Here is a 13,247-nt window from a genome sequence, read left to right as displayed (position 1 = left end):
CGCTATCTATTGCATGTTCAGCTAGTTTTTCTGATTCATAACATTGCATATTTATTTTAGTTTTGCAACACCCTCGATATAGTAAAGGAAAGGGGGAGAATATATGTATACATTAAAAATCGTTTCAGACAGAGAAGCACTTTATCAATTTGCGAGTTATGTAAGAGTTGTACAAGGGGTTGAAGATGTATATGTAGAGGTGGGAGAACCTTTATATGAACATCCTTTAATGAAGTTTTATGTACATATTAAGCTGAAAGAAACATATGAGCAGCATAAAGCGTTACAGGAAATAGCAAGGTTAGTAGAATTGGGCCGTTTTACATATGTCCATTATCGTAATGATGAAATTGAGGAAGCTTTTGAAGCTGTAAAATATGAAAGTTTTAAGAAATAAAGGTGAAAAAATGGAGGCGAAAGCTTCCTTTTTTTCTTTAAAATTACATGAACAAAAAGAGAGAAATTTTGTTATGATAAGGGAGGTTAGGGAAAGGGGAATTTACATATGGGGTATATTGAAGAGTTACGAAAAGTCGTTGGTACAAGACCGCTTATTCTCGTAGGATCAGCAATCATTATATTAAATGATAATCAAGAAGTATTGCTTCAATATCGTTCAGATACATATGATTGGGGTGTACCTGGCGGGGCGATGGAACTGGGTGAAACGACAGAAGAAACGGCACGTAGAGAGTTATTTGAGGAAACGGGGTTAACTGCAAAAATAATGCAATTTCTTGGTGTTCTATCAGGAAAAGAAGTATATTTCCGTTATCCGAATGGCGATGAAATTTTCAATGTCATTCATCTGTATCAGGCACATCATGTGAGCGGGGAATTAAAGCTCGATTATGAAGGGTTGAAACTTCAATATTTTCCAGTAGATAAGTTGCCAAAATTGAATGAAACGACAGAGAAAATTTTGCAAAAGTTTTTATATGCACTGACAGAATAGAAGGTTAATTCCTTCTATTTTTATTATATTAAATATTTTGATTTTTTAGTATGTTTATAGTATGATAGTTGTAGATATACATCTTATGGAATTTCACCTAAAAACTGACTAGGGTACATAAGAGAGGGGCAAGTACAAAATGCATAATGTTGTTATTACAGCTGCAGTTCGTTCGCCAATTGGAACTTTTGGAGGAGCGCTAAAAAATGTAACGCCAGTAGAATTAGCTGTTCCTGTACTTCAGGAAGCTGTAAAACGAGGCGGGGTAGAACCACATGAAGTTGATGAAGTAATTTTAGGTCATTGTATTCAAAGAACTGATGAAGCAAATACGGCGAGAACAGCTGCATTAGCGGCAGGATTTCCTGACACAGTTACGGGATATACAATCCAACGTCAATGTTCTTCAGGTATGCAAGCAATTATGTCAGCTGCAATGCAAATCCAATTAGGTGTAAGTGATGTTGTTGTTGCAGGTGGAGTAGAAGCGATGAGTTCGAGCCCTTATGCATTGAAACAGCACCGCTGGGGACAACGTCTACAGCACGGAGAAATTCGTGACACGGTGTGGGAAGTGTTAGAAGATCCGATTCACCATATTATGATGGGTGAAACAGCGGAAAATTTAGTTGAACAATATGAAATTACAAGAGAGGAACAAGATGAAGTTGCTCTTCGCAGTCATACATTGGCACTGAAGGCAATCGAGTCTGGATACTTTGACGATCAAATTGTTCCTATTACAATAAAAGAGCGTAGAAAAGAAGTTGTATTTTCGAAGGATGAACATCCACGTGCAGATATTACAGCTGAAAAATTAGCTGGATTGAAGCCGGCATTCCGTAAAGATGGATCAGTGACTGCGGGAAATGCATCTGGCCTTAATGACGGGAGTGCAGTTCTAGTATTAATGAGCGAAGAAAAAGCGAAAGAAAAAGGTTTACAACCGTTAGCTAGAATTGTTGGATATTCAGTAGCTGGAGTAGATCCAAAAATTATGGGTATTGGACCAGCACCAGCAATTCGTAAAGGTTTAGAAAAAGTAGATTGGTCATTGGAAGATGCAGATTTACTTGAAATTAATGAAGCTTTCGCGGCTCAATATTTAGCTGTAGAGAAAGAGTTAGGCTTAGACCGTGAAAAAGTGAACGTAAACGGTAGTGGCGTAGGACTTGGGCATCCAATTGGTTGTACAGGGGCTCGTATTACGGTAAGTTTAATTCACGAATTAAAAAGACGTGGGTTAGAAAAAGGAATTGCCTCTTTATGCGTCGGTGGCGGTATCGGGGTTGCCTTATTTATAGAAGCACTATAAAAAAGAAGCAGCTATTGCTGCTTCTTTTTTTATGACTCAAATAGATGATGAAATAATCGATCACGATTTTCAAAGAAAAGTTTCGTCGTTTGATAATGCTCGGTTTCTTCTAATGTGGATTCGTGAATCCCCTCTTGTGTTAAAGAGTATATAGTAGATTCAGGGTAAGCCATTAAAATAGGAGAATGCGTCGCAATAACAAATTGTGAACCTTGTTCCGCTAGTTCATGCATTCGAATGAGCATGGAAAGTTGTCTCATAGGTGATAGAGCGGCCTCAGGCTCATCTAAAATGTATAAACCTTGTCCTGAAAAACGGTTCATAAATAAGGAAAAGAATGATTCACCATGTGATTGCTCGTGAAGTGAAACGCCGCCATAAGATTTTATAGCATCTATTTCATCAATATAAGAAGCAACGTTATAAAAAGATTCAGCGCGAAGAAAGAAACCGTCGTTTGGTGTATTGAAACTTTTTGAAATTCGAAGGTATTCATGTAAAGATGAATGTGAATCGTTTGTGCTAAAGCGGAAATTTTTCGTTCCACCTTCTGCATTAAAACCTAACGCAATTGCAATTCCTTCAAGTAATGTTGATTTACCCGTTCCGTTTTCTCCAATAATGAATGTTACATTTGGATGGAAAGCTAGTGATTGTAATGTTCGGATAGCGGGTAAGCAGTAAGGATATGCGGAAAAACTAGGGATATTTTCTTTTTTTAATGTGACATTTTGTAAAAAGGGTACGTCAATCAATATATAAACCTCAATTCATAACGGATTTTGAATCTAAAAAGGCAGCAAATACAAGTGTTAATGACACCTGAATCCCTTCCTTATTTTCTGAATATTTTATGTGGATTATATCATTTAAACTATCATATTCCAATGTGAAAATAAATATTGCATGAAGATCTATTCTCTCGTTATGATAGATGGTATTCTATTGAAAATGTGAGAAGGAGTTAAAACATGCCGTTTACATTTGCACATCCAGCAGCGGTTCTTCCTTTGGCTAAAAAGCATTCTAAACATATTTCCGTAACGGCTCTTATATTAGGTAGTATGGCGCCTGACTTTGAATATTTTTTACACTTTAGACCGTATGGTGTTATTGGGCATACGTGGCTTGGGTTCTTATATTTAAATTTACCACTTGTCTTCTTGTTAGCATGTATATATCATTACGTTTTAAAAAAGCCTTTTATAACACATTTACCTAAACCATTTGCTGGCTACTATACATATGCAATAGACAAGAGATGGGGGCTTCATACATGGGAGGATCTTTTTGTATTTTGTTATTCAGCATTATTCGGTATGTTAACGCATGTTGTTTGGGATGCATTCACTCATAAGACAGGCTATTTTGTTATGAAAATACCATTATTGCAAAGAGAATGGTACGGTATCCCTGTTTATAAATATATGCAACATGGAAGTACATGTATTGGTTTTCTATTATTAGTATACGTTTTATGGAAGTATAGAAATGGAATGGGTAAAGATCTTATTTTAGCTTCGGAAAAAAGAAAGTATTGGATTTCAGTAATTGTTGTGGCAACTATTATATTTATCGTGCATGCGTTTCTAGATCCCTATTTTCATATTTTCCAAATTGGAGGTATAATAGTATCTGGACTGACAAGTTCATTTTGTGGACTTTTCATTGTTTCTATAGTTTACAAGGCAAGGGACTAATTTTATATTCATGAATGATAGTGTTAGGAGAAATGAAATGATGAAAGCATGGAAAAGTATTTTTGTTTTATGTAGTTTTCTTCTTATGTTAAGTGGTTGCTTCCATCAAGAAGAAAAGAAAGCTGAACCGAAGAAGAAAGAATCTATTCCTGAAACGAAAGAATATGGTGGGCGTGAGCTGAAAAAAGTAGGACAAAAAGTGAAAGAAACAGGATGGGGTACTTTCAAGTTAGAGCAGATGCACTCTGTGAATCAAACATTTGAAGTAGCGCCAATGAAAATTCACGTACAAGATGTGAAAGTAATCTCTTTATCACAGATGAGTGAAAAGGCAAAAAATACATTGAAAGTATACACGGCACTAACTCCTGAAGAAGTAAAACGTAGATTAGGGGATAAAGTAAGCCAAGAAGATGCAGAGTTATATGCATCGCTAAGTGGAACAGAGATTAGTAATACAATTCGTTACGTTGAGATTACATATAAAGTGGAGAATAGCGGAAATAAAAATATGCAATTTTTCTCAATGAATGATGTTATGATTAATGGTAAGCAACATTTTAAAGTAGCGACTCAAAACTTTTTATATGATGAAGATACGTTAGTTGGTACAAAAAATGTGTCAAGAGAAGACTATAAGCCTGGTGAAACAAGAGATGGTATTATTGGTTTAATACTTGACGATGGAAAAGACAAAGTAAAGGATATTCAGTTTACAACTGATGATTTACTTGCAGGAGATTCTGAAACACAAGATGTTGTAAAAGAGTCACAAACGTTTAATATCTCACTTTCGGAGTAAGGTGTTTTTAAAATAATGTAAGAAAAACAGTCAGCACTCAAATATTATGCTGACTGTTTTTTTATTTCTTTTATGTATGAATCTACATTTTGAAAAGGCACCTTAATTTTAAACGCATCTTTTTGTTCATTAAATTGCTTTTCATTGTAGGGACCGAAACGTTTATTGTGCTTTACGTCAATAATCCAATAATGTTCACTTTTTTTATTTGCAATTGCTGCGTCAGGGTTATTTGGATCTGATTTTTCCTCAGTTTGTTTTGCAATAATGTATTTATCATCCCAAGCAATGTCTGTAATTTTTGCAGGGATGTATTGTGTGGCATATACAGCATCTTGCGAGGGGAAAAGTTCAAATGCATTTCCAGAAGTACGTATGAGTTCGTATTCATCGTTAACCGTATAAGTTAAGTGACTTGTGTTTCCTGCACAACCAGTTAATAGGAAGGCGACGAATAGGATTATCCATTTTTTCAATATGGGAACCTCCTTTATAATGCTATTGTAACAAATTGTACAAGAAAAGTAAGAGAAACGCTAGTTTACAATGTTTTTTAGAAGTGGTACGATGAGACGGGTAAAGAAGGATATGAAGGAGTCGACATAAAATGAAGTTAAAGATGCATCGTCCAGCGCTTGTAATGAATCGCATAGGTGCTTCCCTAATTGACATGTTTTTAATCTCGGTTATGTATGGTGCAGTAGTAGCTATTATGACCGGAAACTATAGTGCTATGTTTAAGCGCTTTAATATAAGCTTAGGTGATTTTAGATATGATTTCGCAGTAGTTTTCATATTAATGGCGATATATTTTATTGTGTTACCCTTTATTTGGAACGGTGTTACACTTGGCAAAAAGGTAACAAGAATAAAATTAATTTCATTGAAGAGTGAAAAGCTAACGTTGCAAACATTAATTATAAGATTTTTTGTAGTGTTATTACCCAACGTATTGCTATTAGGAATTCCATTAATATGTAACGTATATATGATGTTGTTCCGCAAAGACAATTGCGGTTTTCAGGACTTAATTACAAAGACGAAAATAATAAGTCTTGTATAATAAAATAAAAAAAGACCCTTTTTATATATAAAAAGGGTCTTTTTTTATTTTATAAGTATATTGTGAATATTTACAGTGAGGAAAAGCTAAAATGTGTCATTTCTATTTATAATAGATTGAAAATTAAGATAATGGTATAATAATTAAAAATAATATCTTTATCTCACCATTTGGGGCTGATTAAAGTTTTACTTTATATAATAAGGGGGAAGTTGAGATGACAGGAGGTAGCATAATTTTTTGGGGCATTCTCATTTTTATTGGTCTAGTTCTTGATCAGCGTAAGAGTAAGAAAAAAGAAGGATAAAAAGTAAACGCTTACAAATTGAATAGCAATTTTTCTTGCTTGCAGAATAATCTCATAAAGGAGTATACTGAATGACGGTAAGACTTATAGAAGGGGTAATGAAAATGAAGCTTGCAGGAAAAGTTGCTATCGTAACTGGCGGTGGCATCGGTATTGGACGTAATACAGCTCTTTTGTTGGCTAAACAAGGCGCAAAAGTAATTGTGACGGACATTGATCAAGAAAGTGGACAAGCAACAGTGGAGGAAATTACGAATCTAGGCGGAGAAGCCCTTTTTGTATTCTATGATATGGAAAAGCAAGGAGATTGGCAACGCGTTATTAGCATTACTTTGAATGCATTCAGTCGCATTGACATGCTTTTTCAAAATGCTGGTTTATATAAAATAGATTCTATTTTTTCTCGCCAACAAGAGAACGATTCCAATGTACTTTGTATTAATGACGTTTGGATAGAGATAAAACAATTAACGTCATCTTTTATGAAACAGCAAGAAGAAGTGGTGCTTAGTGATTTACCGATTTTCGGTATTATTGGCACGAAAGGACAATCATTTCATACAGTAGAAGCCCTAGTATAATAATGAAAACCGCCCTCAATATATGTGGACGGTTTTTTTGTATGTTATATAGAAGGAAATTTTTTTAGCGAATACGTTGTTCTGTTTGGCTGTCAAAGAAATGCGCTTTATTTAAATCAAATGCCAATTTAATTTGGTCTCCAGGTGAGAATATATGTCTTGCATCAACACGTGCTGCAAAATCTTGATTTCCAAGTTTCATATATAAAATAGATTCAGCACCTAACAATTCAGCAACTTCAATTTTTGTTGTGAAAGTAGTAGATTGTGAAGCTTCTAAAAATAGTAGTTCATCATGAATGTCCTCCGGGCGAATACCTAAAACAATTTCCTTATTTACATAGCCTTGTTCACGTAGCATCTTCATTTTTCCTTCAGATACTTTGATTTTTATAGTATTGTCTATAACGAAATCGGTTTCAGTCAATTTACCACGGAAGAAGTTCATCGCTGGTGACCCGATAAATCCACCCACGAAAATGTTTTCTGGTGTTTCATATACTTCTTTTGGTGTTCCAATTTGTTGAATCTTTCCATCCTTCATAACGACAAGACGCGAAGCCATAGTCATTGCTTCTGTTTGGTCATGTGTTACATAAATTGTTGTTGTTCCAAGGCGATGATGTAGCTTAGAAATTTCTGAGCGCATTGCAACACGGAGTTTAGCATCTAAGTTTGATAATGGCTCGTCCATTAAGAAAACTTTTGCATCTCGAACGATTGCTCTACCTAACGCAACACGTTGGCGCTGTCCACCTGATAATGCTTTCGGTTTTCTATCTAAATATTGTTCAAGTCCTAAAATTTTTGCTGCATCTTTTACACGACGATCGATTTCATTTTTTGGTATTTTTCGAAGTTTTAATCCAAATGCCATATTATCATATACACTCATATGTGGATAAAGAGCGTAGTTTTGGAATACCATTGCGATATCTCGATCTTTTGGAGGAACATCATTCATTAGTTTACCATCAATTGAAAACTCGCCTTTTGAAATATCTTCGAGTCCAGCTACCATTCGTAACGTTGTAGATTTTCCGCATCCAGAAGGACCGACAAATACGATAAATTCTTTATCTTGAATGTGTAAATTAAAATCAGTTACAGCTGTTACGTTATTATCATATATCTTATAAATGTTTTCTAATTTAAGTTCTGCCATGGTATTTCCCCCTAGAAATAATTATGCAAACGTTTTCTTTGAGTTCATTATAAACGAATAGATTCAAAAAATAAATAAAAAAATAAAACGTTTTCATATATTGGAGAATTATTAGTGATTTTCGCGTTTTTTCTTAGAAAAAGAACAATAAAAATTGTAAGCGCTATTTTAAATTGAGATAGAATCTGTTATCATTCATTAATGAAAACGTTTGCGCCTTAAAAAAAGAGAAAAATGAATTATGAATGAAATGGGGTAGCATAATGGAAAAACAATGGTGGAAAGAAAGCGTAGTATATCAAATTTATCCTCGTAGCTTTATGGATAGTAATGGTGATGGTATAGGAGATCTTCAAGGGATTATTTCAAAGCTAGATTACTTAAAAGAGTTAGGGATTGATGTGATTTGGTTATCACCAGTCTATGAATCTCCAAATGATGATAATGGTTACGATATAAGTGATTATTGTAAAATTATGAACGAGTTCGGAACAATGGAAGATTGGGATGAACTATTACATGAAATGCATGAACGTAATATGAAATTGATGATGGATTTAGTTGTTAATCATACATCTGATGAACATAATTGGTTTATTGAATCACGTAAATCAAAAGATAATAAATATAGAGATTACTATATATGGCGTCCTGGAAAAGAAGGGAAAGAACCGAACAACTGGGGAGCTGCTTTTAGTGGATCTGCATGGAAGTATGATGAAATGACGGATGAATATTATTTACATCTGTTTTCTAAAAAACAACCGGATTTAAACTGGGATAATGAAAAGGTAAGACAAGATGTTTATGAGATGATGAAGTTTTGGTTAGAAAAAGGAATTGATGGATTCCGCATGGATGTTATCAATTTTATTTCTAAAGAAGAAGGGTTACCAACAGTTGAAACAGATGAAGATGGTTATGTTTCAGGTCATAAACATTTTATGAACGGTCCAAACATTCATAAATATTTGCATGAAATGAATGAGGAAGTATTATCGAATTATGATATTATGACGGTTGGTGAAATGCCTGGTGTAACGACAGAAGAAGCCAAATTGTATACTGGAGAAGAACGAAAAGAGTTGCAAATGGTATTCCAATTTGAACATATGGATTTAGATTCAGGAGAAGGTGGAAAGTGGGATGTAAAACCATGTTCACTTCTTACTTTAAAAGTGAATTTAACAAAGTGGCAAAAAGCATTAGAGCATACTGGATGGAATAGCCTTTATTGGAATAACCATGATCAGCCTCGCGTTGTATCTCGTTTTGGTAATGATGGAATATATCGCATTGAATCTGCGAAAATGTTGGCGACTGTTCTTCATATGATGAAAGGAACGCCATATATTTATCAAGGTGAAGAAATCGGAATGACGAACGTTCGATTCCAATCAATTGATGAATATCGAGATATTGAAACGTTAAATATGTATAAAGAAAAAGTGATAGACCATGGTGAAGATATAGAAAAAGTAATGGAATCTATTTATATAAAGGGTCGTGATAATGCTAGAACTCCGATGCAGTGGGATGATCAGAATCACGCTGGATTTACAACGGGTGAGCCTTGGATTACTGTAAATCCTAACTATAAAGAGATTAATGTGAAACAAGCAATCCAAGATGAAGGTTCAATTTTTTATTACTATAAGAAATTAATTGAGCTACGCAAAAATAATGAAATAGTTGTATATGGATCATATGATTTAATATTAGAGAATAATCCTTCTATTTTTGCTTATGTAAGAACATATGGAGACGAAAAACTACTTGTTATTGCAAACTTTACTGCGGATGAAAGTGTATTTGAAATGCCTGAGGATATTAGTTATAGTGAATCAGAATTATTCATACACAATTACGATGTAGAAATCGGATTGATAGATAACATTACATTACGTCCGTATGAAGCGATGGTATTCAAATTGAAATAAGAAAAATCCTTATGCCACCTTGGCATAAGGATTTTTTGGGTTACCATTTTAATATGGAGAATCCATATGGAGGAAGTGTAACTTGTAATACACTTGCTTCTGCTGAAAATTCTTCATTTGTATAAATGTTAATTATTTTCTTACCAGTAACATGAAGAGGGAGTGAAACTGTAACTTCACTATTAGTAGGGTTTAAAACGAAAAAGATAGTTTCATCCTCATATGTTTTCGTAAAAGAAATATAATTATGTTCATCATTTGCTTCGATGAATTGAAAAGTACCATGTCCTCCAAAAGCTGCATGTTGTTTTCGTAATGAAATCAATGTTTGTATATGTGTAAATAATGCATGATCTTGTTCTTTAGTATCCCAAATCATACATTTACGGCAATCGGGGTCCATACCACCATCCATGCCGATTTCATCTCCGTAATAAATACATGGAGAGCCGATGAAAGAAAGATGGAATACATAGAGCAATTTCAACTTATTTTTATCTCCATTGCATGTTGTTAAAATTCTTGGAGTATCATGGCTATCTAATAAATGAAAGGCTGCTTCATTGACATTCATAGAGTAGGAATGTAGAGATTCTGTAATTTGCTTCATAAATTCACTTGCTTTAATGGAATCGTTAGCAAAGTAAGAAAGTAGAGCGTTTGTAACAGGGTAGCTCATGACAGCATCAAATTGATCGCCTTGTAGCCACGGAAGGGCATCGTGCCAAATTTCTCCCAAAATATATACTTCAGGATTTAATGTCTTTATTTCAGTTCGGAATTCTCTCCAAAAGTTGTGATCGACTTCATTTGCGACATCAAGGCGCCAGCCATCTATATTGAATTCTCGTACCCAATAACGTCCTACTTCAAGTAAGTATTCTTTTACATCTGGATGAGCTGTATTTAATTTAGGCATATACGGTGTAAAGGCGAAAGTATCATAATTGGGAAGTGGATCGGTTATAATTGGAAATTCATGAATGTGGAACCACTCTTTATATGCAGACTTCTCACCGTTCTCTAGAACGTCTTGAAATTTCTCGAAAAAGTATCCACTATGATTAAACACAGCATCGAGCATTACTTTTATACCGTGTTTATGACATTCTTCAATGAGCTCTTTAAAAGTTTCTTTCGTCCCAAATTGTGGATCAATTTCCATATAGTCAATTGTGTCATATTTATGGTTTGAATGAGCTTTGAAAATAGGTGTGAAATATATTCCGGAAATGCCAAGCTTAACAAGGTAATCAAGGTTTTGAATAACACCAGCAAAATCCCCGCCGAAAAAATTAGTTGGAGTTGGATTCGTACTTCCCCAAGGAAGGGTGTTTTCTGGATTCAGCGTACTATCGCCATTAGCGAATCGTTCAGGGAAAATCTGATACCAAATGGTGTCTTTAATCCACGATGGTGCTTTGAATACATCATCTGCATGAATAAATGGAAAACAAAAAAAGTTACCAACATCATCATTTGGAATGTTAGAAAAGAATCCTCGCTCTGTATAAATAAGAGTGTCTGTTTCAGATTTTAATTCAAACCCATAACGTAAGCGCTTAAATTTTGGTTCGATTGCAATGGACCAATAATCAAATAATGCAGTAGAACCCGTTTTTTTCATTGGTGTACTTGCTGATATCCATTTCCCGTCTTTCCATTCGTAAGGATCACCGTAAATAAGATCGGCGCTTTGAGCATCATCTCTCTTAGTACGTATTCGGATGTGAATTGTTTGTTCATCGTAAGCGTATGCATAATTATCTTTCGGCCTATGATAAATGGCTTCTTTAAACATATAGAAAATCCCCCTTCAATATCTCTATACATAGTATTCCCTTAAGTGTAATAATAAAGCCTGTATTGCAAACGATTGCCTTTCTTATAGCTTTAATATTGCTTATAAGAGTAGTATTCATTTCATATAAAGTCAATGTATAAAGAGTATAATGACATAATTTTTAAATTAATATTTGCAAAATGAATAAAAGAATGTATAATGATAGACAAATAGAGCAAACGTTTTCATAGACTTGAGATATTGTTTGCGCTTCAATTAAACTATTAAATGCAAACGTTTTCAGTTACTGAGGTACATAGACAATTTAGGGAGGTTTTTGGGATGAAGAAAGCATTATCATTATTAACGGTTTCAGCATTATCTATTGGTATGTTATCTGCATGTGGACCGAAAGATTCAGGGAAAAAAGAGGAAAGTAAGGCGAAAAAAGACTATGATCTTCTTGTTTGGGAAGATGAGAAAAAAGGTGTGGGTCTAGAGCCAGCGGTGAAAAGTTTTGAAAAGAAATATAATGTGAAAGTAAAAGTTGAAGAGGTTCAGATGACGAAACAAATAGAAAAACTTCGTCTCGACGGTCCAGCTGGCACAGGGCCAGATGTTGTAACATTGCCACATGATCATATTGGTAATGCGGTAACAGAAGGGCTACTTTCAGAAGTGAAAGTAGATGATACAATAAAAAGTAAATTTACAGATTTATCAATAGAAGCACAAACATATAACGGAAAAATATATGGTTTACCAAAAGCGATTGAAACACCAATCTTTATTTATAATAAAAAAATGATGCAAAAAGCGCCGGAAACGATGGATGAACTGTTTAACTTCTCAAAAGACTTTACGAAAGATGGAAAATACGGATTTTTAGCACTAGGAGATAACTTCTACTTTGCTAATGCATTTATGGCAGGTATGGGTGGTTATGTATTTGGTGAAAAAGATGGAAAGCCAAATGCAAATGATATTGGATTAAATAATAGCGGTGCGGTACAAGGTGCTGAATATATTCAAAAATGGTATAAAGAAAAGTTATTCCCGAAAGGTATTATCGGTGAATCTGGTGGTTCAGCTGCAGATGGATTATTTAATGAAGGAAAAGCAGCATCTATTATGAATGGTCCATGGGCATTCCAAGCGATGGAAAAGGCTGGAATAGACTATGGTGTTGCTCCAATGCCGAAATTACCAAATGGTCAACCGATGAAAACGTTCGTTGGCGTAAAAGGATGGCATGTAACAAGCTTCTCTAAACAAAATGATTTAGCTACAAAATTTACTGAGTGGGTTACAAATGAAGAAAATGCTAAAATTCGCTTTGAGAAAACGAAAGAAATTCCACCAGTAAAATCAGTAATGGAAGATCCAATCATTAAAGAAAATGAGGCTGCAAAAGCGGTTGCGACACAATCTGAAAATGGAATTCCAATGCCAAATATTCCAGAAATGCAAGAAGTTTGGAAACCAGCTGGAGATGCGCTTCAATTAGTTGTATCAGATAAAGAAGCACCAAAATCCGCACTTGATAGTGCAGTGAAACAAATTAAAGGTAATATTGAGGCAAATCATAGTAAGAAAAAATAAGGTGAAATTCGTGCCTCTAATATGAGGGGCACGA

The 13,247-nt window shown here is 34.6% G+C and carries 14 protein-coding genes; 10 read left to right on the top strand and 4 right to left on the bottom strand.

The features are described from left to right. The first annotated feature begins 103 nt into the window (after positions 1–103). The 3 genes from ACQRBL_RS20015 to ACQRBL_RS20005 all read left to right on the top strand — a co-directional run bounded on the left by ACQRBL_RS20015 (position 104) and on the right by ACQRBL_RS20005 (position 2,270). Positions 104–397, top strand: a complete 294-nt coding sequence (locus ACQRBL_RS20015) for a DUF3928 family protein (RefSeq protein WP_000288330.1) — start codon at positions 104–106, stop codon at positions 395–397. Positions 398–505: 108 nt separating this feature from the next. Next, entirely contained in the window at positions 506–955 is a 450-nt protein-coding gene (locus ACQRBL_RS20010) for an NUDIX hydrolase (RefSeq protein ID WP_411996576.1), read from the top strand. A gap of 139 nt (positions 956–1,094) precedes the next feature. Further along, entirely contained in the window at positions 1,095–2,270 is a 1,176-nt protein-coding gene (locus ACQRBL_RS20005) for an acetyl-CoA C-acetyltransferase (RefSeq protein ID WP_000552078.1), read from the top strand. Positions 2,271–2,299: 29 nt separating this feature from the next. Here ACQRBL_RS20005 and ACQRBL_RS20000 read toward each other — a convergent pair whose 3' ends face one another. Further along, on the bottom strand, positions 2,300–3,025 hold the full coding sequence (locus ACQRBL_RS20000) for an AAA family ATPase (protein WP_000568001.1): 726 nt from the start codon (positions 3,023–3,025) through the stop codon (positions 2,300–2,302). Positions 3,026–3,241: 216 nt separating this feature from the next. On the opposite strand from ACQRBL_RS20000, the gene ACQRBL_RS19995 reads away from it, so the two are divergent. Together ACQRBL_RS19995 and ACQRBL_RS19990 are read left to right on the top strand one after the other, a co-directional pair. Next, positions 3,242–3,970, top strand: coding sequence for a DUF4184 family protein (locus ACQRBL_RS19995; protein ID WP_001116896.1), 729 nt, complete (start codon positions 3,242–3,244; stop codon positions 3,968–3,970). Positions 3,971–4,007: 37 nt separating this feature from the next. Next, positions 4,008–4,772 (top strand): hypothetical protein, encoded by a 765-nt coding sequence (locus ACQRBL_RS19990; RefSeq protein ID WP_000973900.1) that lies wholly within the window; start codon positions 4,008–4,010, stop codon positions 4,770–4,772. Positions 4,773–4,816: 44 nt separating this feature from the next. On the opposite strand, the gene ACQRBL_RS19985 is transcribed toward ACQRBL_RS19990, so the two are convergent. Further along, positions 4,817–5,248 carry a DUF3997 domain-containing protein gene (locus ACQRBL_RS19985; RefSeq protein ID WP_000758789.1) on the bottom strand — a complete coding sequence of 144 codons (432 nt, stop codon included), beginning with the start codon at positions 5,246–5,248 and terminating at the stop codon, positions 4,817–4,819. A gap of 131 nt (positions 5,249–5,379) precedes the next feature. Here ACQRBL_RS19985 and ACQRBL_RS19980 point away from each other — a divergent pair, with 131 nt between their 5' ends. The 3 genes from ACQRBL_RS19980 to ACQRBL_RS19970 all read left to right on the top strand — a co-directional run bounded on the left by ACQRBL_RS19980 (position 5,380) and on the right by ACQRBL_RS19970 (position 6,723). Beyond that, positions 5,380–5,835: an RDD family protein gene (locus tag ACQRBL_RS19980; protein WP_000769080.1), complete on the top strand. Its 456-nt coding sequence runs from the start codon at positions 5,380–5,382 to the stop codon at positions 5,833–5,835. 217 nt (positions 5,836–6,052) lie between these two features. Beyond that, positions 6,053–6,142 carry a hypothetical protein gene (locus tag ACQRBL_RS19975; protein ID WP_000145638.1) on the top strand — a complete coding sequence of 30 codons (90 nt, stop codon included), beginning with the start codon at positions 6,053–6,055 and terminating at the stop codon, positions 6,140–6,142. 71 nt (positions 6,143–6,213) lie between these two features. Then, a complete protein-coding gene (locus ACQRBL_RS19970; RefSeq protein WP_000218413.1) occupies positions 6,214–6,723 on the top strand; it encodes an SDR family NAD(P)-dependent oxidoreductase in 510 nt (169 codons plus the stop codon). A 64-nt stretch (positions 6,724–6,787) separates the two neighbouring features. Here ACQRBL_RS19970 and ACQRBL_RS19965 read toward each other — a convergent pair whose 3' ends face one another. Next, positions 6,788–7,888: an ABC transporter ATP-binding protein gene (locus ACQRBL_RS19965; RefSeq protein WP_411996575.1), complete on the bottom strand. Its 1,101-nt coding sequence runs from the start codon at positions 7,886–7,888 to the stop codon at positions 6,788–6,790. 263 nt (positions 7,889–8,151) lie between these two features. On the opposite strand from ACQRBL_RS19965, the gene malL reads away from it, so the two are divergent. Continuing rightward, positions 8,152–9,828 carry an oligo-1,6-glucosidase gene (gene malL, locus ACQRBL_RS19960; RefSeq protein ID WP_411996574.1) on the top strand — a complete coding sequence of 559 codons (1,677 nt, stop codon included), beginning with the start codon at positions 8,152–8,154 and terminating at the stop codon, positions 9,826–9,828. Positions 9,829–9,868: 40 nt separating this feature from the next. Here the strand turns inward: malL and ACQRBL_RS19955 are convergent, their stop codons facing one another. After that, the gene (locus tag ACQRBL_RS19955; protein WP_411996573.1) at positions 9,869–11,629 is read right to left on the bottom strand and encodes an alpha-glycosidase; all 1,761 of its coding nucleotides are present in this window, start codon (positions 11,627–11,629) and stop codon (positions 9,869–9,871) included. 324 nt (positions 11,630–11,953) lie between these two features. On the opposite strand from ACQRBL_RS19955, the gene ACQRBL_RS19950 reads away from it, so the two are divergent. After that, positions 11,954–13,213 carry an extracellular solute-binding protein gene (locus ACQRBL_RS19950; RefSeq protein WP_411996572.1) on the top strand — a complete coding sequence of 420 codons (1,260 nt, stop codon included), beginning with the start codon at positions 11,954–11,956 and terminating at the stop codon, positions 13,211–13,213. Positions 13,214–13,247: the final 34 nt, after the last annotated feature.

The sequence above is a fragment of the Bacillus sp. AF62 genome (genome assembly GCF_050312695.1).
Taxonomy (GTDB): domain Bacteria; phylum Bacillota; class Bacilli; order Bacillales; family Bacillaceae_G; genus Bacillus_A; species Bacillus_A cereus.
Note: the sequence above shows the minus strand (reverse complement) of the source record. Positions and strands in the feature narration are given on the sequence as shown.